At 43.6% G+C, this 21,153-nt stretch carries 17 protein-coding genes, 1 tRNA gene and 1 pseudogene; 3 read left to right on the forward strand and 16 right to left on the reverse strand.

What is annotated here, in order from left to right:
• Nucleotides 1-9: 9 nt before the first annotated feature.
• Together VIG27_RS11950 and VIG27_RS11955 are read right to left on the reverse strand one after the other, a co-directional pair.
• Nucleotides 10-417, reverse strand: a complete 408-nt coding sequence (locus VIG27_RS11950) for a hypothetical protein (RefSeq protein WP_394522745.1) — start codon at nt 415-417, stop codon at nt 10-12.
• A gap of 172 nt (nt 418-589) precedes the next feature.
• Complete coding sequence (locus VIG27_RS11955; protein WP_394522747.1) at nt 590-778, reverse strand: hypothetical protein; 189 nt, start codon at nt 776-778, stop codon at nt 590-592.
• 92 nt (nt 779-870) lie between these two features.
• Here VIG27_RS11955 and VIG27_RS11960 point away from each other — a divergent pair, with 92 nt between their 5' ends.
• Entirely contained in the window at nt 871-2,328 is a 1,458-nt protein-coding gene (locus VIG27_RS11960; RefSeq protein WP_394522748.1) for a recombinase family protein, read from the forward strand.
• Between the two features lie 92 nt (nt 2,329-2,420).
• Here VIG27_RS11960 and VIG27_RS11965 read toward each other — a convergent pair.
• From VIG27_RS11965 to ileS, 9 genes and pseudogenes are all read right to left on the reverse strand, one after another.
• Nucleotides 2,421-2,516, reverse strand: a pseudogene (locus VIG27_RS11965) (manganese catalase family protein); the annotation flags it as partial.
• Nucleotides 2,516-2,785, reverse strand: coding sequence for a spore coat protein CotJB (locus tag VIG27_RS11970; RefSeq protein ID WP_394522749.1), 270 nt, complete (start codon nt 2,783-2,785; stop codon nt 2,516-2,518). The pseudogene VIG27_RS11965 and the gene VIG27_RS11970, both read right to left, overlap by 1 nt.
• The gene (locus VIG27_RS17755) at nt 2,782-3,777 is read right to left on the reverse strand and encodes a spore coat associated protein CotJA (protein WP_415926615.1); all 996 of its coding nucleotides are present in this window, start codon (nt 3,775-3,777) and stop codon (nt 2,782-2,784) included. The genes VIG27_RS11970 and VIG27_RS17755 overlap by 4 nt, the downstream gene beginning before the upstream one ends.
• 40 nt (nt 3,778-3,817) lie before the next feature.
• Nucleotides 3,818-5,152, reverse strand: coding sequence for an FAD-dependent oxidoreductase (locus VIG27_RS11990; RefSeq protein WP_394522753.1), 1,335 nt, complete (start codon nt 5,150-5,152; stop codon nt 3,818-3,820).
• A gap of 152 nt (nt 5,153-5,304) precedes the next feature.
• The gene (locus tag VIG27_RS11995) at nt 5,305-5,754 is read right to left on the reverse strand and encodes a CBS domain-containing protein (protein ID WP_394522754.1); all 450 of its coding nucleotides are present in this window, start codon (nt 5,752-5,754) and stop codon (nt 5,305-5,307) included.
• Nucleotides 5,755-5,862: 108 nt separating this feature from the next.
• The gene (locus VIG27_RS12000; protein ID WP_394522755.1) at nt 5,863-6,624 is read right to left on the reverse strand and encodes a peptidoglycan DD-metalloendopeptidase family protein; all 762 of its coding nucleotides are present in this window, start codon (nt 6,622-6,624) and stop codon (nt 5,863-5,865) included.
• A 40-nt stretch (nt 6,625-6,664) separates the two neighbouring features.
• Complete coding sequence (locus tag VIG27_RS12005; protein WP_394522756.1) at nt 6,665-7,585, reverse strand: SpoIID/LytB domain-containing protein; 921 nt, start codon at nt 7,583-7,585, stop codon at nt 6,665-6,667.
• 127 nt (nt 7,586-7,712) lie between these two features.
• Nucleotides 7,713-10,175: a glycogen/starch/alpha-glucan phosphorylase gene (locus VIG27_RS12010; protein ID WP_394522757.1), complete on the reverse strand. Its 2,463-nt coding sequence runs from the start codon at nt 10,173-10,175 to the stop codon at nt 7,713-7,715.
• A 21-nt stretch (nt 10,176-10,196) separates the two neighbouring features.
• Nucleotides 10,197-13,310 carry an isoleucine--tRNA ligase gene (ileS, locus tag VIG27_RS12015; RefSeq protein WP_394522758.1) on the reverse strand — a complete coding sequence of 1,038 codons (3,114 nt, stop codon included), beginning with the start codon at nt 13,308-13,310 and terminating at the stop codon, nt 10,197-10,199.
• A gap of 1,539 nt (nt 13,311-14,849) precedes the next feature.
• Between ileS and VIG27_RS12020 the strand changes: the two genes are divergently transcribed.
• Nucleotides 14,850-16,313, forward strand: coding sequence for a nicotinate phosphoribosyltransferase (locus VIG27_RS12020; RefSeq protein WP_394522759.1), 1,464 nt, complete (start codon nt 14,850-14,852; stop codon nt 16,311-16,313).
• A 68-nt stretch (nt 16,314-16,381) separates the two neighbouring features.
• Here the strand turns inward: VIG27_RS12020 and VIG27_RS12025 are convergent, their stop codons facing one another.
• The 4 genes from VIG27_RS12025 to VIG27_RS12040 form a co-directional block, all read right to left on the reverse strand.
• Complete coding sequence (locus VIG27_RS12025) at nt 16,382-17,296, reverse strand: ROK family protein (protein WP_394522760.1); 915 nt, start codon at nt 17,294-17,296, stop codon at nt 16,382-16,384.
• 61 nt (nt 17,297-17,357) lie between these two features.
• The gene (locus tag VIG27_RS12030) at nt 17,358-18,158 is read right to left on the reverse strand and encodes a sirohydrochlorin cobaltochelatase (RefSeq protein ID WP_394522761.1); all 801 of its coding nucleotides are present in this window, start codon (nt 18,156-18,158) and stop codon (nt 17,358-17,360) included.
• Nucleotides 18,159-18,490: 332 nt separating this feature from the next.
• Nucleotides 18,491-18,673, reverse strand: coding sequence for a DUF6472 family protein (locus tag VIG27_RS12035; RefSeq protein ID WP_394522762.1), 183 nt, complete (start codon nt 18,671-18,673; stop codon nt 18,491-18,493).
• Nucleotides 18,651-19,745: an acyltransferase gene (locus tag VIG27_RS12040; protein ID WP_394522763.1), complete on the reverse strand. Its 1,095-nt coding sequence runs from the start codon at nt 19,743-19,745 to the stop codon at nt 18,651-18,653. Before VIG27_RS12040 ends, VIG27_RS12035 begins: the two co-directional genes overlap by 23 nt.
• 145 nt (nt 19,746-19,890) lie before the next feature.
• Here VIG27_RS12040 and VIG27_RS12045 point away from each other — a divergent pair.
• Nucleotides 19,891-19,962: transfer RNA gene (locus tag VIG27_RS12045), tRNA-Glu, on the forward strand.
• 746 nt (nt 19,963-20,708) lie between these two features.
• Here the strand turns inward: VIG27_RS12045 and VIG27_RS12050 are convergent.
• On the reverse strand, nt 20,709-21,131 hold the full coding sequence (locus VIG27_RS12050) for a flavodoxin (protein ID WP_394522764.1): 423 nt from the start codon (nt 21,129-21,131) through the stop codon (nt 20,709-20,711).
• Nucleotides 21,132-21,153: the final 22 nt, after the last annotated feature.

Raw genomic sequence — 21,153 nt, forward strand, 5'->3', positions numbered from 1 at the left:
GGCATTGCTTTACCTCTTATTCCAGGGTCGAAAGGATCGGATCTGGCTCAATAAAGAAGACGTGTCTCCGCGAAAGCAGATGGCGCGGTCATCAATATAACAGATTGCGGGAAGCTTTTTCCAGGTGATGTCGTCCACACGAATTCCGTATCTGTCCAAATACTTCCGGATTGCAGCTTTTCCTTCTTCACTTGCCGCTCTGGAGGATACTACTGCCACTTCATATCCTGCCTTTCGGATTTCATCAATTGCCTCTTTGATTCCGTCAACCGGTTCGTCCGGAATGATTTCAGCACTTGTAAAACGGCTCACATAACTATGAATCACTCCGTCAAAATCAAAAACTACTGTTCTTTTCAATGCTTTCTCCTTTTGTTCCGTAATGTTTTTGTTTCTCTCCATTACATTTTGACCCATTCCTCCTTCTCCTATTCTCAAAATCACAGTGTCTTGACTTGCAGGTTTTCCTTTCACAATTTTTTCACACTTTCAACAAAATATAGACACATCCCTCTGGTATATTAAAACTCATAAAAGGTGATAACCTTTTTCATAAAAACTTTTTCATACTCAGCCGGCAGGATGTTCCTCATCCCGCCGGCTTCCTCCCTTTTATAGGCTTTCTGTATGCATAAATCCGTTTTAATCCTGCGGATTCCATGATTTTTTCTTCAAGCATCCCTGCAAGCTCTTTTCGTCTCTCTTCTGGCAGAGAATCTATGGGAATTTCTTCACCGTTTAATTCTATGTAATTTTCAATTTCCGGGTTTTTTAACATATTTTTCTCCCCTTCCTGGTAAAATGTATGTGACACGGATTGTACTTGTTTCCTTGTTTTCATAAGCCATAACCGGAAAGAAGTGATAATGTTTGAAAGAAAAAGAAATGCCTGGAATCGGTGCCGCCTATGTTCGGGTAAGTACAAACGATCAGACGGAACTATCTCCCGCAGCCCAGCTGAGGGAGATAAAAAAAGCAGCAAAAGCCGACGGAATCCTCATACCGGAAAAATATATATTTATAGAAGAAAAAGGAGTCAGCGGCCGGCGCGCCGACAACCGGAAACAATTCCAGAAAATGATTTCCATCGCCAAGTCCCAGCCCTCCCCCTTTCAGTATCTTTACCTCTGGAAGTTCTCCCGTTTTGCAAGAAACCAGGAGGAAAGCACCTTTTATAAAAGTGTACTTAGGAAAAAATGCGGAGTAACAATAAAAAGCGTTTCGGAACCCATTATGGATGGTATGTTTGGCCGGTTAATCGAAAGCATCATTGAATGGTTTGACGAATACTATTCCTTTAATCTCTCCGGCGAGGTTACCAGAGGAATGACGGAAAAAGCATTGCGAGAAGGATATCAGACCTCGCCCTGCCTTGGTTATCAGGCGGCCGGAGGCGGAAAACCATTTCTCATTAATGAAGAGGAGTATCAAATCGTGGAATTCATCCATCAGGCCTATCATGACGGAATGGATTTATCAGCCATTGCGAGAGCTGCAAACCAAAGGGGCTATCTGACCAAGAGAGGCAATCCGTTTGACCGGCGTTCCGTTGAGCGAATCTTAAAAAATAATTTTTACAATGGCATCGTTACATGGAAAGACATCTCTTTTCAGGGTTCCCACGAAGTAAGAAGCTCCATAACCTCAGTTTTTAAGGAAAACCAAATACGTCTGAAACAGGAATACCGTCCCAAAAGCAGGCGGGAAGCATCAGACTGCAAGCACTGGGCATCCGGCCTTTTAAGGTGCGGCTATTGCGGTGCAAGTCTGGGATTTAATAAAGCCTCCAAAAACGGCTCTGGCGGCGGCTGTTTCCAGTGCTGGCGGTATTCCAAAGGCCTTCATAAGGAATCCTGCAGCATCACCGCACAAAAAGCGGAGGCCCTGATTCTGGAATCACTGAGAAAAGCTCTGATAACTACTGGAAACCGGTACGAATATGTACGGTCTTCCGGCTCCTATAAAACCAGTGAAATGGAACTGATAAAAGCAGCACTATCAAAAATTCCATTAAAAATGCTCCGAATCAGAGATGCATATGAAAAAGGGGTTGATTCTCTGGACGAATATAAAAATCACAAAGAACGCCTGGAAAAGGAAAAATATGATTTGAAAATAAGGCTTGAAGAGTTAAAAAGCATACAGGCCATGGAAAAAACAGCCAAAGAATTACAGCTTGCCTCCAGGCTGCAGAATGCCTATGATCTTCTTTCCGATCCAGCTGCAGATAATGCAACAAAAGGAAAGGCATTGCGAAGTGTAATTAAAAAAATTGTTTACGACAAAGAAGAAAATAAACTTAAATTCTTCTACTATATCGCTTCTTAAAATGAATTCATAACAATTTGATTATAATCAGGGGGATACATAGAAACGAAAGAGCATATCCCCCCTTCGTATGTTTATCTGTTATTGCAAAACGGTCCACCGTACTGACTCATAATAAATGTAGCAATCTTAGGGTTCGGAGTGGTAATATTTACGGGGTACTGTAATCTTTTTTCATATCTCCACATCAGCCGCACACTCCTTCCCAGGGCCAAGGATCCTGAATCCAGGTCCAATAGTTGTCATCCTTGACGCCTTCCGCTAACAGAGGACCGCATTGTTCCTCATACGCCTGCAGTGCCTGCTCTCTTAAATCTGTTACATAATGATAATAATTTAAAGCATCTTTGTCATCCGGATGGGTATCAAGATATAAAACCACATCATCCATTGCAAAGCTGGCATTATAAACCTGCGTTAGCAACATATTACAATCAACATTACAATTACAACTCATGACCGGCACCCTCCCATCGTAAATGGCTTAAATAAATCCGGGAAAATGGTTCCCATGCTTAATGCCACATCAACGGAGTAAACCTCCTGCCAGCACTGCCATGGCACATAAGCCATTGCAATGGGATACTTGTCGATGCATTCACCTGCTGTTTTTGCCGGAACCGGAGATACGCCGGGAGCTTTAGTGCAAGGCATTTCCGGACATTTCACAGGCTTTGTACAGGACGGCTTTTCATATGCCGGCTTCTCACATGCCGGTTTTTCCCATGCCGGTTTCTCACACGCCGGTTTTTCCCATTCTGGTTTTTTACATGACCGCTTTTCCCACGCTGGTTTCTCACACGCTGGTTTTTCCCATGCCGGTTTCTCGCAAGCTGGTTTTTCCCATGCCGGTTTCTCGCAAGCTGGTTTTTCCCATGCTGGTTTCTCGCAAGCTGGTTTTTCCCATGCCGGTTTCTCGCAAGCTGGTTTTTCCCACGCCGGTTTCTCACACGATGGTTTTTCATACGCTGGTTTTTCCGGACATTTCATCGGCATTACATAAGACGGCATCTTCGGGCTTTTCATTGGTCTTTCACAGGACGGTTTTTCCGGACATTTCACCGGCTTTACACAGGACGGTTTTTCCGGGCATTTCACCGGCTTTACACAGGACGGTTTTTCCGGGCATTTCACCGGCTTTACACAGGACGGTTTTTCCGGACATTTCATCGGCATTGGTGGAACATCCGAGGCACTGTCGGTCTCCGGACACACAGGTCTTTTGACCGGATACCAGGGACATGGGCCTGCTGGCATTTCCTGGCGGCTCATTGGGATAGAAGAAGGTACTGGCTCGGCAGATTTAGCCGGACCCGAACCAAGCGGCATGTCAGGACGAATGACCGTTCCCGGGCTCATTGACATATCAAGCCCCATGACAGGCTCCCATGGGGATGTACCGGTGCGGTGATACCCACCGGGATACCCTTGTTTCGCATAACGATCCATAGGATGTATGACTCCTTTCACTACTGAAAAGTTTCTAATATCAATCTATGAAGGGAATACTCTGTTGTGCAGGGCCAGCACATATTTTTCCATTAATTTCAAAGCCGGAACCATGACAGGGGCACTCCCACCGCTTGTCATACCGGTTCCAAACCATACGGCAGCCCAAATGAGGGCAATTGATTGCCCCAGGCATGGTTCCCGCAGACAATCCTTTGACTGATTCCAGTCCATGAACTGCAAATTTCAATGCCGATGCTTTCAGATGATGCCTCTGTGGAGAAAATACAGCATCATAAGGCGTCCTCTTCCCTGTGATCTGCATGCTTAAAATCTTTGCTGCTGCCATGGAAGAACTCATTCCCCACTTGCCAAATCCGGTAGCAACATACCAGTCAGGGCGAAAAAAGGAGTAGGTCCCGATATAGGGAATCCCATCCAGAGTTATGCAGTCCTGGGCCGTCCATCTTCCCCGTTCTTCCGCCTGGGGAAATAAATGCTCTGCCACCTGTTTCATTGTAGAAAAAGGATTTTCAGCAGGTGCTTTTCCCGTTCTGTGGCTGCCATAGCCCAATAGAAGCCTGTCGCCGTAATTGCGGAAGGAATATGCCTTTTTATCCACTCCCAGATACATTCCATCCAGAGCCTCCACCGGTTCCAGCTCCAGTACATAGCTTTTTTCCTGATACATTTTTGCGAAATAGAAGCCAGGTACATTGACAAACGGATAGTGAGAAGCAAAGACCACTTTATCCGCCTTAATCACGCCTTTGTCGGTTACCACTTCATGCCCCTGAACCTTTACGACTCTGGTCCGTTCGTAAACAGTGAGTCCGGCAGATATGTCCCGCAGAAATTCCAGAGGATTAAACTGGGCCTGTCCGGTAAACCGTACCGCACCATGCACCTGAAACGGAAGCTTTGTTTCCCGGACAAAGGAAGCCGGAAGCCCAAGCCTTTTTGCAGACTCCGCCTCTTTTAACAGCTTTTCCGATTCCTGAACAGAATAAAGGTATGCATCCTTTTGTTCATAATGGCACTGAATGGAATATCTTTTGATCAGCTTTCCGTACTCCTCTACTGCCAGCTGATTGGCCTTTCCATAAAGCCTGGCTGTTTCTTTTCCGACCGTTTTTTCCAATTTGCTGTAAATCAGATTGTGCTGGGATGTAATTTTTGCAGTTGTATATCCGGTCTGACCGCTTCCGATCCGGTTTGCTTCCAAAACTACCACATGGATTCCATGCCTTTGCAAATAAAATGCGGTCAGGATGCCTGCCATTCCGCCGCCTATCACGACCACTTCCGTCCGCTTGTTCCCGGTAAGTGGATTTCTTCTGGGTATCTGTGCCGTTTCCGTCCAAATTGATCTCATTGTTCTCACCTCGTGCTTTCTTTCCATACCCTTATTATTCTCCCAAATTTTAGAATAATGCCTGTGATTTTTCTGCCAATTATTTCTTGCTGTTTCCAGACATAAAAAAAGCGCTTCCTGCTGTCATTCAAAGGAAAACGCTTTTTTAATCATTATTCAGTTCTTAAAACCATCTGGCTTTTGACAGCCGGTTTTTGTACTTCCTGAGACTTCTCGTAGAAATACCGAATGATATCCTTGCGGGTAATAATCCCAATAAAGTTCTTCTGGTCATCCACTACAGGAACAAAATTTTGATTCAGGGCTTTATCGATCAATCCTTCCATATCGGAATCCGCATACACCGGACGGTTATCTGATCTCCTGTCAATCTCTGCCACCGTCACAGATTCCGATTCTTTAAGGCTTAAATTAAATTTATTCTTGATCCCCCAAAGCATGTCCCCTTCGGTTATGGTTCCAACGTATTTCCCCGTCTTGTTAATCACGGGTATGGCTGAGTACTTATGATACTCCATCTTCTCCAACGCCTGACGCAGAGAATCATCCTCGTAAATATAAGCCACTTCGTTCTTTGGTGTTAAAAAAAATAATATGTTCATAGCCACACTCCCCGTTTATTTGTCCGTTTCAGTATAGCAGACGACTCTTAATCGCGTATGAACAATTTATTATTTTTTTATAACTTTTTTCCATTGATCTTTTTGTACTTATTTCATCTGATTTAAAGGATCAACCGCTTTGTCCTTATGGGTGAGTTCAAAGAATACGTTGGCTCCTTCTACGGAATAATACTTGGTAGGTTCGGCTACATAGCCTAAAACCTGTCCCTCTTTCACATATTCATTTTTCGTGATCTGCAGCTCTTTTAACTGGCCGCAGACTGCGGTATATTCGTTGCCCATATCCAAGACAACGTAGTTGCCAATTTCTTCATTAGTTCCGATTTCCTTCACTCTTGCATTGGCAGGTGCTACAACGGGTGTGCTTACATCCCCTTGAATCACTACTCCTGGATTGCACTTATACTGATCCAGAGTTGGGAAATAGATGGTTGAATCCATGCTGTAGTCCAAAAGGACATTTCCCTTTACCGGCCATGTCATTCTGGTCGCATCATTAAAATTAAGTACCAGAGAACTGGCAGCATCTTTGTCTGTTCCGGCTTTTACTGCCGGAGCCTGTGTTTCCTGTTTGGCAGTGGCATTTCCTGAATCAACTGCCTGCATATCCTCTTCTTTGCTTTTTGTTGCGTTTGAGTCTCCTGCAACTGCTACTTGTGTCTCCTGGGGAATCGACTCCTGAACAATCATGTTGCTCTGGTCCGGCACTTTAAGATAAGGACTTTCTCCTCCACCATTTCCTCTTTGAACAGTAATAACTCCTGCTGCAGCTACTATAGTCAGCAGGCCTAGAACTAACAGGACAAGGAATACTTTATCCTTGAACATTTGACCGATTCTCTCTTTCACGTTTATCACCTCGGTAATATTCTTACCAAGAGTGAAAGAGTTATACAGAACTTATAACAATATTTTTATAAAAATAAGGGAGAATTTTTTCTGCCGTCCATCCATCCTCTGCTTTGCATTTGGCCCCGAACTGACTGAACCCATACCCGTGTCCGATTCCCTGACAGACAATGCGTACGCCCCCATCATAATCTTCAAAAGAATAGGCACAGGAAGGAAGGCCCAGTGCATACTGAATCTCTTCTCCTGAGTAGGTTTTGGTGCCGATTTGAATCTGGTTCACATATCCTCCCTCGTCACGGCTGATGATCTGTATGCTTCCTGGTATCTGATCTGCCTTTACCGGTGTATCTCCTGCTATCTGATTGATTTTACCCGCAAAATCCTCTTTGCTCAATTCCACTGCCGAAAGGAACCCTTCTGCTTCCATATCCCGTTTGCACTCCGCCGGCTGCAGGTAGGGATGGTTTTCATCTCCGGCTCTGGTCTTTCCGGTACTGGCCCGGTGAAAGAGAGGGTCAATCAGTGCGTCATCATAGGTTATGACCATTTTAGCCGTCGAACGCACCGCTTCCTCGATTGCCTGGTAGCTTGCCACAAAGGATTCACTTCCCCATAGCTTTTCCATCTGCTTTTGTTCCAGATATTCCATATGAAGCTCTGATTCCTTAATTTCGTTCTGGCCGTTCATTTTACCATAAATATATGTCCGGGCTATGATCGCCTGGGCCCTTAACGCTTCCTTTCCATAATCGGCAGGAATCTGTTTTGCCACCACACCCGGTAAATATTCTTCCACATCCATGGAAGACTGTGTGCCTTTCCGGTCAAGAATAATGGTTTTTCCGCTGGATTGGATTGGGAGATCTTTTTTTTCCTCGATTTTCCCGGTCCAGGCCAGAGTAATAATATATGGAAACAACAGCGCAAGAATACATGCCATGATCATTTTTTTCATCATCAACTTTCACCACCTTTGCTAGGAAGGAATCACACTTCTGTCAGTAATGGAATACGGCAAACCAAACCTTGTTCAATATATGCAAAAAAACACCCCGGAATCACTTCCGAAGCGTTTTTTAAAAATGTTATGGTTCTTCCAGTTCCACCTTGACCTTTTCCAGGTGCCAGATGTCTCTCACATATTCTTCTATGGTACGGTCTGATGTAAATTTACCGCTGCATGCCACATTTAACATGGCGGCCTTTGCCCACCAGGCTTCATCCCGGTACGCTTGATCGGTCCGGCTTCTGGCATCTGCATACGACCGGAAATCTTTTAAGATAAAGTAGGTATCCGCCCGGTCACTGCTTTGGGTATTTAATAAAGAATTATAAATATCCCGGAACAGTTCCGGGTCCTCCGGAGAATAATATCCGTTGATCAGCTGCATCAATACCCGCCGGATCTCAGAATCGCTGTTGAAGATCTCCATAGGATCGTATCCGCCTTCTTTCTCATAGCGGATGACTTCATCGGAGGACATGCCAAAGATAAATGCATTTTCGGCCCCTGCTTCTTCTACGATCTCCACATTTGCCCCATCCATGGTCCCAAGTGTCAGGGCACCATTGAGCATAAACTTCATATTTCCCGTACCGGAAGCCTCTTTGCTGGCTGTAGATATCTGCTCGCTGACATCGGCTGCAGCAAAAATAATCTCCGCATTTGAAACCTTGTAATCTTCAATAAAGACTACCTTGATCTTTCCGCCGATGCTGCGGTCACGATTGACCACTTCTGCCACTGCGTTGATCAGCTTGATCGTCAGTTTGGCTCTCTTATAGCCTGCTGCAGCCTTGGCGCCGAAGATAAATGTCCTGGGGAGCATATCCATATAAGGATTATCCTTCAGCTGATTGTATAAATACATGACATGAAGAATGTTCATCAGCTGACGCTTGTATTCATGAAGACGCTTGACCTGCACATCAAAGATGGACCTTGGGTCCACGTCAATGCCGTTATGTTCTTTGATATAGGCGGCCAGCCGGACTTTATTCCGGTATTTGATATCCATAAATTCCTGCCGGCTTTTGGGATCCTCCGCATAAGGGGCCAACCGCCGGATGTGCGGCAGATCAACGATCCAGTCGCCGCCGATCTTTTTTGTGATCCACTCCGCCAGCAGCGGATTGCCGTGGAGCAGAAAACGTCTCTGGGTGATGCCGTTGGTTTTGTTGTTAAATTTCCCCGGCATCATCTCATAAAAATCTTTTAACTCCTGGTTCTTTAAAATCTCCGTGTGAAGCCTGGCAACTCCATTCACGGAAAAACTTCCTGCAATGGCTAAATGAGCCATACGGACCTGACCGTCATAGAGGATGGCCATACTGCGGACCTTATCCTGGTTTCCGGGATACCTTTCCTCAATCTTCTCCTGGAACCGGCGGTTTATCTCCTCCACGATCTGGTAGATTCTCGGAAGCAGCCTGGAAAAAAGATCAATAGGCCATTTTTCCAGTGCTTCCGACATAATGGTGTGGTTGGTATATGCACACGTTTTGGTGGTGATTTCCCATGCCTCATCCCAGCCTAACCTATAATCATCCAGCAAAATTCTCATGAGTTCAGGAACTGCCACGGTTGGATGGGTATCATTGAGCTGGAATACGTTTTTTTCATGGAACCGGTGAATGTCTTCGTGGTTTTCCATGTATTTCATTACCGCTCTCTGCACGCTGGCAGAAATAAAGAAATACTGTTGTTTTAAACGGAGTTCTTTTCCTGCGTAGTGGTTGTCGTTGGGATACAGGACTTCTACGATGGTCTTTGCAAGGTTTTCCTGCTCGACCGCCTTTTGATAGTCGCCTCTGTCAAAGGAATCCAGGCTGAAGGTATTGATGGCTTCCGCGTCCCAGATCCGAAGGGTGTTTACCACATTGTTTCCATAACCCACAATGGGCATATCATAAGGAACGGCGCGGACAGACTGGTAACCTTCCTGAACAAAACGTTCTTTTCCATCCTCCCACACCGTATTCACATGCCCTCCGAACTTTACCTCGGTGGCATATTCAGCCCGGCGGATCTCAAAGGGGCAGCCATTCATCAGCCAGTTATCGGGTACTTCCACCTGATAACCATTTTCTATTTTCTGTTTAAACATGCCATACCGGTAGCGGATGCCGCAGCCGTAAGCCGGATATCCCAAAGTCGCCAGGGAATCCAGAAAGCAGGCAGCAAGGCGGCCCAGGCCACCGTTTCCAAGAGCCGGGTCCGGCTCCTGGTCTTCGATGGCATTCAAGTCAAAGCCCAGCTCCTCTAAAACTTCCTTCACTTCCTTCTGGGACATAATATTTATGATGTTGTTGCCAAGAGCACGGCCCATTAAAAATTCCATGGACAGATAATACAGGGTTTTTACATCCTGTTTTTCATACTCTTTATGGGTTGCGATCCACTCATCAATGATCACATCCTTTACTGCATAGGCAACTGCCTGGTACATCTGCTCCGGTGTCGCCTCTTCCACTGTCTTGCGAAACACATTCTTCATATTAAACAGAACGCTTTTTTTAAAGGTTTCCTTATCAAATCCCATACTCATTCCACAAAACCTCCTGACTGTTTACTGGATCTTCTCCACACCTAAGGTTACGCTTTCCCCGTTAATGTTCCATTCCTTCACATATCCGGAGGTTTTATCAAGTATTACGTCTTCTGCAAGGACTTCACTCTTTACTTCTTCTTTGTGAGCCTTTAATATTTCTGCAATTTTTTCATTATCCTTACTAGAAACCAGTATGTGATCCATAACTTCAAAGCCGGCTTCCTTACGCATGGTCTGAAGCTTGCTGATCAGCTCCCGCACAAACCCTTCTTCCAAAAGCTCCGGTGTTAAATTGGTATCCAGCACTACGGTTATGGTGTTGTCTCCCTCAGAAACATATCCTTCCGTCTGTGCGGTATCAATCAGCAAGTCTTCTTTGGTAAGAACCACTTCGATTCCGTCAAACGTAAAGGTAAGAGCGCCTGTATCATTTAAGGTATCCATGGCTTCATTGCCGTTGATTGCGGAAAGAGCGTTCTTAATGTTTCCAAGCTGCTTGCCATACTTCGGTCCTACGGTCTTTAACTGAGGTTTGAAGCTGTAAGAGGTGAAATCACGTACATCGTCGGTAAATACTACCTTTTTCACGTTCAATTCTTCCTCAATGATCTCCTGATAAAAGACAGGCAGGCTGTGAGGTGCCTTTACAAACATCCGGCCGATCGGCTGACGGTTCTTGATATTGGCTGTATTTCTGGCTGCACGGCCCATGACCACGATTTTTAAAACCTCATCCATATCTTCTTCCAGCTGCTTATCAATTTTATCTTCCTCTGCTGCCGGATAATCACATAAATGAATGCTTTCCGGAGCGGACTTATCCACGCTGCAGACCAGATTCTGGTAGATTTGTTCCGTCATAAACGGAATCATCGGAGCTGCCGCTTTGCTTACCGTTACAAGAGCAGTGTAAAGCGTCATATAAGCATTGATCTTATCCTGCTCCATCCCCTTGGCCCAGAAACGCTCTCTGCTTCTGCGGACATACCAGTTGCTCATATCATCTACAAACTCCTGAAGGGCTCTTGCAGACTCAGGAATCTGATAGTTCTCCAGACAGGAATCCACGGTTTTTACCAGAGTATTCAGCTTGGATAACAGCCATTTGTCCATGACCGGGAGCTTCTCATAATCCAGAGTATAGTTTGTCGGGTCAAATCCATCAATATTCGCGTATAGTACAAAGAATGCATAAGTATTCCACAAGGTACCCATGAATTTCCGCTGTCCTTCCATTACGGCTTTTCCGTGGAACCGGTTTGGCAGCCATGGCGCACTGTTTATATAGAAATACCACCGGATGGCATCTGCTCCGTAGGTTTCCAGTGCTTCAAACGGATCTACCGCATTTCCTTTGGATTTACTCATCTTCTGGCCGTTCTCATCCTGAACATGTCCCAAAACAATAACATTCTTATAAGGTGCCTGATTGAAGATCAGCGTAGAGATGGCAAGGAGGGAATAAAACCAGCCTCTCGTCTGGTCCACGGCTTCTGAAATAAAGTTTGCCGGGAACTGCTGCTCAAATAATTCTTTATTTTCAAACGGATAGTGATGCTGGGCAAACGGCATGGAACCGGAATCAAACCAGCAGTCGATCACTTCCGGAACTCTCTTCATCTCCTTGTGACACTTGGGACAGGAAATGGTCACCGCATCAATGTATGGACGGTGAAGCTCGATATCATCAGGACAGTTGGAGGACATGCTCTTTAACTCTTCAATGCTGCCGATGGAATGCTGATGGCCGCATTCGCACTCCCATACATTCAAAGGAGTGCCCCAGTAACGGTTTCTGCTGATGCCCCAGTCCTGTACATTCTCAAGCCAGTCGCCGAAACGTCCTTTTCCGATGCTTTCCGGGATCCAATGAATGGTATTGTTGTTGCGGATCAAATCTTCTTTTACCGCGGTCATCTTAATGAACCAGGATTCTCTTGCATAGTAGATCAAAGGAGTGTCGCATCTCCAGCAGTGCGGATAGCTGTGCTCAAATACCGGTGCGGAAAACAAAAGTCCTCGTTCTTCCAGATCCTTTAAGATCATTGGGTCTGCTTTCTTGCAGAAGACACCAGCCCATTTGGTCTCTTTGGTCATCTCACCCGCTGCATCCACTAACTGTACAAAGGGAAGATCATATTTTTTCCCTACTTTGGAGTCATCTTCACCGAAAGCCGGAGCAATATGAACCACACCGGTACCATCCGTCAATGTAACATAGGAATCACAGGTCACAAAATACGCTTTTTTATCCGGTTTTACAAAATCAAACAGCGGCTCGTATTCCTTATATTCCAGATCCTTGCCAGTATAGCTTTCTAAAATGGTATAACCCTCTTCCAAAACCTTTTCGCAGAGTGCTTCCGCCATATAATAGGTATAATCTCCGCTTTTTACCTTTACATAGGTCTCAACCGGATTGACGCAAAGAGCCACATTGGAAGGAAGGGTCCACGGGGTCGTGGTCCATGCCAGGATATAAGCATCTTCTCCCTTTACCTTAAACCTTACAATGGCAGAACGTTCTTTTACGTCTTTATACCCCTGGGCAACCTCATGGCTGGACAAGGGAGTTCCGCAGCGCGGGCAGTAAGGAACGATTTTAAACCCTTTATAAAGAAGTCCTTTTTCCCATATCTGCTTTAATGCCCACCATTCGGATTCAATAAAATTATTTTCATAGGTGACATAAGGATCATCCATATCCGCCCAGAAACCGACGGTCTTTGAAAAATCCTCCCACATGCCTTTGTATTTCCACACACTGTCCTTGCAATATTTGATAAACGGCTCCAGACCATATTCCTCAATCTGCTCCTTGCCGTCAAGTCCCAGCATCTTTTCCACTTCCAGCTCCACCGGAAGTCCGTGGGTATCCCAGCCGGCTTTACGGGGAACATCATAACCCTTCATGGTACGGTATCTGGGGATCATATCTTTAATGACACGAGTCAATACGTGTCCGATATGGGGTTTGCCATTGGCGGTTGGCGGACCATCATAGAATGTGTAGCTTTCTGCTTCCTTCCGGTTCTCCATGCTCTTTTTAAAAATTTCACGGTCTTCCCAGAATTTTTCAACCTCTTTTTCTCTCGCAACAAAATTCAAGTCTGTAGGGACTTTTCTGTACATCTTCTGCGACCTCCATTTCTTTTTTTCAAAAAAAAAGCCTCATCCCGTAATCAGGACGAAGGCTGCACTTACTCTTCGTTATACCACCTATTACCGCATACCAACATATGCTTTTCTTTAACGCAGAAACTACGTCCTGACTTACTGCAAAGCGTTCAGCCGGAAACTCCGGAGTGATATTCGTATCCCGCTACTGTCACCAGGTTTCCACCCTCCCCGGCTCTCTGTGGATTTCGCTCAAGACCTACTGTCTCCATCAAAGTTTTTCTTCTTACTATATAAGGAAAACAAAAGCTTATATAGCTTCAATTATAGGGAGTAAAAAATAAAATGTCAAGGCTAATTTTAGTTGCATGATTCCCAAAAAAACGAAGAACGGGTACCGACTCATTTTCATGAAATTCGATACCCGCCCTACATGCTTTCATCCATTGGTTCTTATATACCTTTCTCTTGTTATTATAATACGGCATGCCTTGGATGCTCTATATGAATTTGTACCCGTTCCCTTTCGCTTAAAGTATGCCATCCAATCCATTTCTTTGCTTCTTTCTTTTCATTCTTCTATCCTGTTATCACCTGCTCCGGATCACTTATTCCATGAATCAAACTTTTTTTAATCCTTGAAATAATCCTTTGCAGTGTAACCAGCGACAGGCTTTTATGAGATTGGATAATAACGTCCCGGCTTCATCTGCTTTCGCATTGATCCATCACCGGAAAATCTTCTTGCAAAAGCGTAACGGTCGATCCTATTGCCTGTAGTTCTATATTGAAAACAGGCATCGCTTACATAATTGGTGGAATCACCCTCCTTTTATCGTACCATTTTTCCTATCCGGAATGGAAAAATGGGTGGTTGTGTTTATCTTTTGTGATGGTTTTATTATATACTATGCATGTGGATTTTGCAAGACTTTTTTTAATTATATCTTAAATAAATTATTAATTTTCATTTTGTATATAATTATTCAGATATTTTAATTTATTTAAAATGTTTATTTGCTAGCCATCTTCGGCAATGTAAAAAGCAATAACAAACTTTGAGAAAAACTTAACAAATATCTTTACACGGTTTTTACTGGAGACAGTTACTTGTTTCGTTAAACCCTTTATCATCTTTTCAAAAATTACTTGCAGAACGAATTTTATAGATAATTCTGGATACAATATCCATAATTTTCTTTTTTAAGCCAGGAGGTTTGCAAAGATTTTTTCTTTTTTTCGTATGAATATTGATATTTTTTTATCAATGCCATTGTGTTTTTATAATCTTATGGTATAATCCTTAAAAGACATTTTTAGACATGAAGTAAGAAAGCAGTCAGGATACCTGATACTGTCCTAAATATCATTCTTTCCCATACTACTAATTTGCAGTGAGGCAGCTGAAAATGCAGCTACAGAATAAGGTTTTGCCGAATGAAAAAACGGTGATGATCTTTATGAGAAATTCTGCAAACGACAACCCCCTTGTCTGACCGCTGCTTCAGCGATTTCATCTTATATGGGAAATGAATCTGCAAAAGGAGAATAATTATGAGCCAGCGCAATTTGACTTTATTAACAGACCTCTACGAATTGACTATGATGCAGGGGTATTTCAAAGAAAAAGACGCCAACGAAACAGTCATATTTGACGCCTTCTACCGCAGCAATCCCAGCGGAAACGGATATGCCATCAGCGCCGGCTTAGAGCAGGTCATTGAATACATTAAGGATCTCAGCTTTAGTGAGGACGACGTGGATTATCTCAGAACTACTGGTTTATTTGAAGAAGACTTTCTTGAATATCTTCGCAAATTTAAATTTTCCGGAGATATTTACGCCATTCCGGAAGGCACTGTCATATTCCCCCGGGAACCGATCATCAAAGTCATTGCACCGATTATGGAAGCACAGCTGGTGGAGACGGCTCTTCTTACCATCATCAATCATCAAAGCCTGATTGCCACGAAAACAGCGCGGGTGGTTTATGCCGCTGCCGGGGATGGAGTTATGGAATTTGGTCTGCGCCGCGCCCAGGGACCGGATGCCGGAATCTATGGGGCCAGAGCGGCCATGATCGCAGGCTGTGTGGGAACTTCCAATGTGCTGGCAGGTAAGATGTTTGGAGTTCCCATCAAAGGAACTCACGCCCACAGCTGGATCATGAGCTTTCCTGATGAGCTGACTGCTTTCCGTCATTATGCAAAGCTGTATCCTACTTCCTGTATTCTACTGGTAGATACTTATGATACTTTAAAATCAGGCGTTCCCAATGCCATAAAGGTCTTTCAGGAGATGCGGGAGAAAGGGATTGCCTTAACCAATTACGGAATCCGTTTAGACAGCGGGGATTTAGCTTACCTATCCAAAAAGGCGAAACGGATGCTTGACGAGGCTGGATTTACAGATGCTGTCATTTCCGCTTCCAATGACCTTGATGAAACCCTCATTAACAGCTTGAAAATACAGGGAGCAACCATTAATTCCTGGGGAGTCGGTACCAATTTGATTACTTCCAAAGACTGCCCTTCCTTTGGAGGAGTCTATAAGCTGGCAGCTGTACTGGATAAAAAGACCGGTCAGTTCACGCCGAAAATCAAACTTTCGGAGAATGCGGAGAAGATCACCAATCCGGGCAACAAGGAAATTAAACGAATCTACAACCGGGAAACCGGAAAAATCATTGCAGACCTGATCTGTCTGACAGGAGAAACATTGAAGGAAAGCGATTCCCTGCTCCTTTTCGATCCGATCGAGACATGGAAGAAAACCTATCTGGCACCTAACACTTATACCATTCGAGACCTTTTGGTCCAGGTATTCAAAGGCGGGGAATGCGTTTACGATTCTCCGGCTGTTATGGACATTCGGGAATATTGCAAAAAAGAGCTGAGTACTCTTTGGGAAGAATCCAGACGTCTTGTGAATCCCCACCAGGTCCATGTGGATCTATCCAAGGCGCTTTGGGAAATGAAGAATCAATTACTGGACAGCTATCATTATAACAATCCGTAAATACAGATCATAGAAAGGAAGCGGAAGCTTCCTTTCTTATTTTTACCTTCAGGTGAGAATAAAAACGCTTATACTTGATTGTTGAGATAATGGTAAAGTGCCCCTCTTAAATTGGAATCATTGTAGTACCGGCAGGCTGTAATTTGGGGCTTTTTCACCGCCATTCCAAACTTTTTGCTTGGATGAACCTCGAAAATCAGATCCATCTCTTTCCGGATCGCTTCTATTAATAAAGGCTGTTGGCTAATTCCTCCGCCTATGGCGATCACTTCCAAGTCCAGAAGCGTCTGAAAATTATAAATGCAGCCCGTCAGTTTTTTGATATACTGATCAAAAATACGGCATGCAGTCTCATCCTTTTGACGGATCAGTTCAAACATTTTGATCCCGTCTATCTCTTTGGGATCTTTTCCGGTCACTTTTGCATAATCACGTCCCAGCACCAGGGAAGAACAGGATACCGCCATATAATTAGCCGGCTGCTCCGGCTTTTCGATATCCAGCATGATAAAACTGACCTCTCCTGCAGTAAAGTTAGACCCACGGTACAGCTTTCCATCTAAAATAAGTCCCATCCCAACGCCGGTACCCAGCACGATCGCTGCCCCGTTTTTAACGCCTTTCAAACTTCCGCCCCATTGCTCTGCCATGGCCGCACATTTTCCATCATTGTCAACGGAAGATGGTAATCCATAACGCTTCTTTACCTCGCCGCATAGATTGAGTCCCATTAAATAAACCAGTCCTCCTGCCGTATGCAAAAAACCGGTCGTTACATCTACCTGCCCTGGTGTGCTGAATGCAATTCCTTCCACTTCCTGCTTTCTCGGCAAAACGATCCCGTCCAGCACTTTAAAATAATCTTCTGCTGTCTTTGTGTCGTCCGGTGTCATTTCTTTGCCTTTTTCCAGAATATCTCCATTTTCATTCATCACAGCATATTTAATAAACGTTCCCCCATTGTCGATTACCAGATACTTCATCCTTATCCTCCTGTTCTGCTGGTTTTACACAATCCCCTTCTGTCAGACCGGCGATTAATTCTTATGCCTGATTTTTCATTGCAGCATTTACATGCTCCAGAAACATTTCCTGGACGCCTTTATATTCTCCCATGCCCTTGAGCACACAGTCCACATCGTAGCCTTCAGATAAAAACGCGGTTTTCCAGGAATCCTCATCGTCTCCCGCCATATCATTGTTGGCGTGGTCTCCTGCAACAATCATAAGGGGCAGTAAAACAACTTTCTGATATTCTCCTTTTTTCACCTCAGCCACCACATCTTCCAGTGTGGGAGTTGCCTCTACGGTTCCGATATAATAATTGGCATATCCGGATTTTTTCAGTTGACCGTTCAGCTTTTCATAGACCACATTGGCATCATGCTCTGTTCCGTGGCCCATGAAAACCAGTGCAGTATTTTCTTTATTAAATTCGGCTGTCTCTTCTGCTAATACCTGGATCAATTGGTCATAATCCTGTTCCTGGTTAAGGAGTGGCTCTCCATATTTTATGTAAGTGAAGTTTTTTTCAAAAGGCGCTGCCGCTGCCATCATCTTATTATACTCACTGCCGCTCATAACATGGGTCGGCTGAATGACGAGAGCATCAATCCCGTCATTTACGAGGCGTTTCATCGCCTGATCCATATTATCAATCTGATCTCCATCTCTGCTCTTTATTTTATCCATGATCATCTGACTGGTGAACGCTCTCCGAACTTCATAATCCGGATATGAGGCTGCTATGGCCCGTTCCACCGCACCAATATTCTTTTCTAAAGCATCTCTGTAACTGGTACCAAAACTGACCACTAAAATGGCTTTTTTCTTTGTTTTTTGCATCGTATTCTCCTATTTCATTTCTTATTTCTATATAAAGGCAGGCGGCAAAATGCAATCTGCAATCACACTGGAGGATATAAATTAAATTTACAGCAAACGATTGGACTCCAAAAATAAAAATACAGATTTTAACAGAGTTTCCAGTGTTCACAATCTGGTCACAATCTTTTTACAACCTGGCCAAATTCTCTTCATATTTAGCCGGTATACTTATAACATCAGATAAAGATGTTGCCAACATGCTTTAAGAGAAGATTTTTTTCATAATTGCCGGTATTCTTCGGAAGAATACCGGCTCCTCCCTTTTTATGGGAGTTTTTTTATTTCTTTTGTTATATCTGCTTTCTTACAATGGAATATTCGTCTCCAAATTTAAAATGAGTGCATCTTTGAGAGGAATTGCTTAAAAACTGCATCATCTCATCTTCATCTAAATTGATTGTGCATTCATAACATTCATATTCTTCGTTATATCCGTAATAGAGACAGCTCTCACAGTTGGTTTTCTGAGCCATTCTCATACCTCCTTTTTCTTTTTGTTCTCCTATTCCACACAGCTTCTGCTAACTTTTTTAGCACCTTTATTACGGTCTCATCAAAAAGAACGGCCGCTGCCAGGGAAATAATAAAAGTGAGTCCTGTTTTAAAAAGAATCCCCGGTACGTAATAGTGCCGGAAAACCGTCTTCTCTGTCACTTCGTTTACAATCTGTCCCAGCACCAGATAATGGATCAAGTAGACAGAGTAGCTGTATCGGCTGATCAAGCCGGCTATGTTCATAAAAACAGGGATTTTCACATCTCCTAGTAATTCAAAAAACAGAAAGATGGAAACAGACATGGCAATCATTGTGAGAGCCATATCGTGTATACCAGGGGTAAAAGAGGGAGTCACACATTTTTGAAACATGGTCACCCCAAATCCTGCCGCTCCCAATATTGCAAATGGAAGGTAGGAAATACTGCGGTACAAACGCTTGCAGATATATCCCAGCACGAAATAGATCAGCCAGCCTTTGAAGATCATATCATCCAGACCAGGTCCCACTTCAAAGCCAAAGGCCGGTAAATAGGTGCGTACTCCCTGGATCAAAAGAATTAATCCCAGAAAAACCTTAAGCTCCCGGTCCGTCATGGCATGAAACATCCGAGCCAGAAACGGCGCACATAAATAAAGGGCCATGATCACGTACATAAACCAAAGATGGGGTGCCATGGGTATAGTCTCCGTAAAAAGCGCATGAAAAAAATTTGCCACTTGCTCATACCATGGGACTGGTTCCAAAGAAAGATAACTGTTATAATACCAGTAATAAATACCGCTATAGCATGCAAATGGAATAAAAATAGTACAAAACCGCTTCCAGTAAAATTCCTTAATATTTTCCGTACCAGATTGTAAAAGGAAAAGACCGCTGAGCATAAAATAAATCCCAACAAAAGCCAGGAGCACAGGAGTCAGCGCTGCTGAAAACAGCCATTGTTTTGAATTTACAGTCTCTGCCGGGATTGCATGTACCATAATAATGGCGAAAACCGCCAGGGTTCTCAAGTAGTCGTATTTCACTTCACGTTTTTTAAGTCCCATGGGCTGATCCTCCTGCTTTTTCTATGGAAAAGTATAGCATATAATATCTGATTTTGACAATTTTTTTATTTCTTTTAAAAAAACTGTAGACAAATGAATATTCCTATGGTATTATAATGAAGCTGTCAGCAACGGCAGAGAAAACGGCCTATTGGTCAAGCGGTCAAGACGCCGCCCTCTCACGGCGGAAACCCGGGTTCGATTCCCGGATAGGTCACTTTTAATACACTGTATAATTCTTGTATTTACTGGAATTGTGCAGTGTTTTTTATTTTTGCAATTACATAGGACTATTGATTCCGTTATTTAGTTTCTGCTGCTGCATGGTTCATGAATTTTATTCTGCATTCATGAACTTTGGAACAATGGTCAGAATACCGGCTGTTATCGCTGTGTCAACGAGCAAAGAGCAAACCATTTTTTCAAATAACGTGATCTGCTCTTATTTCATGATCTTATTATATGTGAATTAGTTTATACTTGTCAGCCTATAGCCTTTTTTCTCAAGAATATCATGGATTCGATGAATTCCCTTATTTCGTGTATGTGTTAAACCTCTTGTTGATTTTATTCCTTTCGTACTATACAATTATATTAACAAAGGAGGGAACCGATATGGCACTTTTACTAGCTATTTTAACAATACTTTCAAAAATATTAGAAGTTGCAGCTTTGATTTGCATAATAATCTGTTCGATCAAATATTTAAAGAATCATAGAAATCAATAGGTACGAAAAATTTATTTGGTGATAATACGGAGGATTTACGAAGAGAAACCGTATCAGAATTTTCCTTTCTAGTTTCTTCTAAGAATGAATCATAAGACGCTTTGCCAACGATGGTTTCATAAAACCAGGCAAAGCAATTGAACTTATATTAATATAAAAATAATCGCTGATACAAAAAAACCATGGGGGACCTGCCGTCTGACGGCAATCCTCCATGGTTTTCTATTTTAAAATTTAAGCGAGTGATTTTCCAAGCTCAATGCACTGTGCTTCTCCCTCTGCATCAGGCTCATTGTTGCAGATTACAAAATCGTGAGCAAACACTGCACCATCTCCCTTGCAGGTTTCTTCCCAATTGCGCATCCATTCTCCGTCACCCCAGCCGTAGGAGCCAAATAAAGCGATCTTCTTTCCTGACAGCTTGGATTCGCAGCTCTGGAACATAGGTTCAAACTCACTGTCTTCTAATTCTTCACTTCCCATGGAAGGACAGCCGAATGCGACTGCATCGAACTCATCCATCTGGTCTGCCTGGAATTCAGAAGCGTTAAACAAGGAAACTTCTGCACCTGCTTCCTTTGCGCCTTCCGCTACTTTATTCGCCATCGCTTCTGTGTTTCCCGTACCGCTCCAAAAAACAACTGCTACTTTACTCATCTTATCCTACCTCTTCTTTCCT

The sequence above is a fragment of the Lacrimispora sinapis genome (assembly GCF_043633585.1).
Classification (GTDB): Bacteria; Bacillota; Clostridia; order Lachnospirales; family Lachnospiraceae; genus Lacrimispora; species Lacrimispora sinapis.

Bases quoted from the DNA above. Each gene is read 5' to 3' on its own strand.
- VIG27_RS12020 (WP_394522759.1), top strand. From the start codon at position 14,850: ATGAGCCAGCGCAATTTGACTTTATTAACAGACCTCTACGAATTGACT.
- VIG27_RS17755 (WP_415926615.1), bottom strand. From the start codon at position 3,777: ATGGATCGTTATGCGAAACAAGGGTATCCCGGTGGGTATCACCGCACC.
- VIG27_RS12005 (WP_394522756.1), bottom strand. From the start codon at position 7,585: ATGATGAAAAAAATGATCATGGCATGTATTCTTGCGCTGTTGTTTCCA.
- VIG27_RS11955 (WP_394522747.1), bottom strand. From the start codon at position 778: ATGTTAAAAAACCCGGAAATTGAAAATTACATAGAATTAAACGGTGAA.
- VIG27_RS11995 (WP_394522754.1), bottom strand. From the start codon at position 5,754: ATGAACATATTATTTTTTTTAACACCAAAGAACGAAGTGGCTTATATT.
- VIG27_RS11970 (WP_394522749.1), bottom strand. From the start codon at position 2,785: ATGAGTTGTAATTGTAATGTTGATTGTAATATGTTGCTAACGCAGGTT.
- VIG27_RS12050 (WP_394522764.1), bottom strand. From the start codon at position 21,131: ATGAGTAAAGTAGCAGTTGTTTTTTGGAGCGGTACGGGAAACACAGAA.
- VIG27_RS12030 (WP_394522761.1), bottom strand. From the start codon at position 18,158: ATGCAAAAAACAAAGAAAAAAGCCATTTTAGTGGTCAGTTTTGGTACC.
- VIG27_RS12035 (WP_394522762.1), bottom strand. From the start codon at position 18,673: ATGGCTCAGAAAACCAACTGTGAGAGCTGTCTCTATTACGGATATAAC.
- VIG27_RS11990 (WP_394522753.1), bottom strand. From the start codon at position 5,152: ATGAGATCAATTTGGACGGAAACGGCACAGATACCCAGAAGAAATCCA.
- ileS (WP_394522758.1), bottom strand. From the start codon at position 13,310: ATGTACAGAAAAGTCCCTACAGACTTGAATTTTGTTGCGAGAGAAAAA.
- VIG27_RS12040 (WP_394522763.1), bottom strand. From the start codon at position 19,745: ATGGGACTTAAAAAACGTGAAGTGAAATACGACTACTTGAGAACCCTG.
- VIG27_RS11950 (WP_394522745.1), bottom strand. From the start codon at position 417: ATGGGTCAAAATGTAATGGAGAGAAACAAAAACATTACGGAACAAAAG.
- VIG27_RS12010 (WP_394522757.1), bottom strand. From the start codon at position 10,175: ATGAGTATGGGATTTGATAAGGAAACCTTTAAAAAAAGCGTTCTGTTT.
- VIG27_RS12025 (WP_394522760.1), bottom strand. From the start codon at position 17,296: ATGAAGTATCTGGTAATCGACAATGGGGGAACGTTTATTAAATATGCT.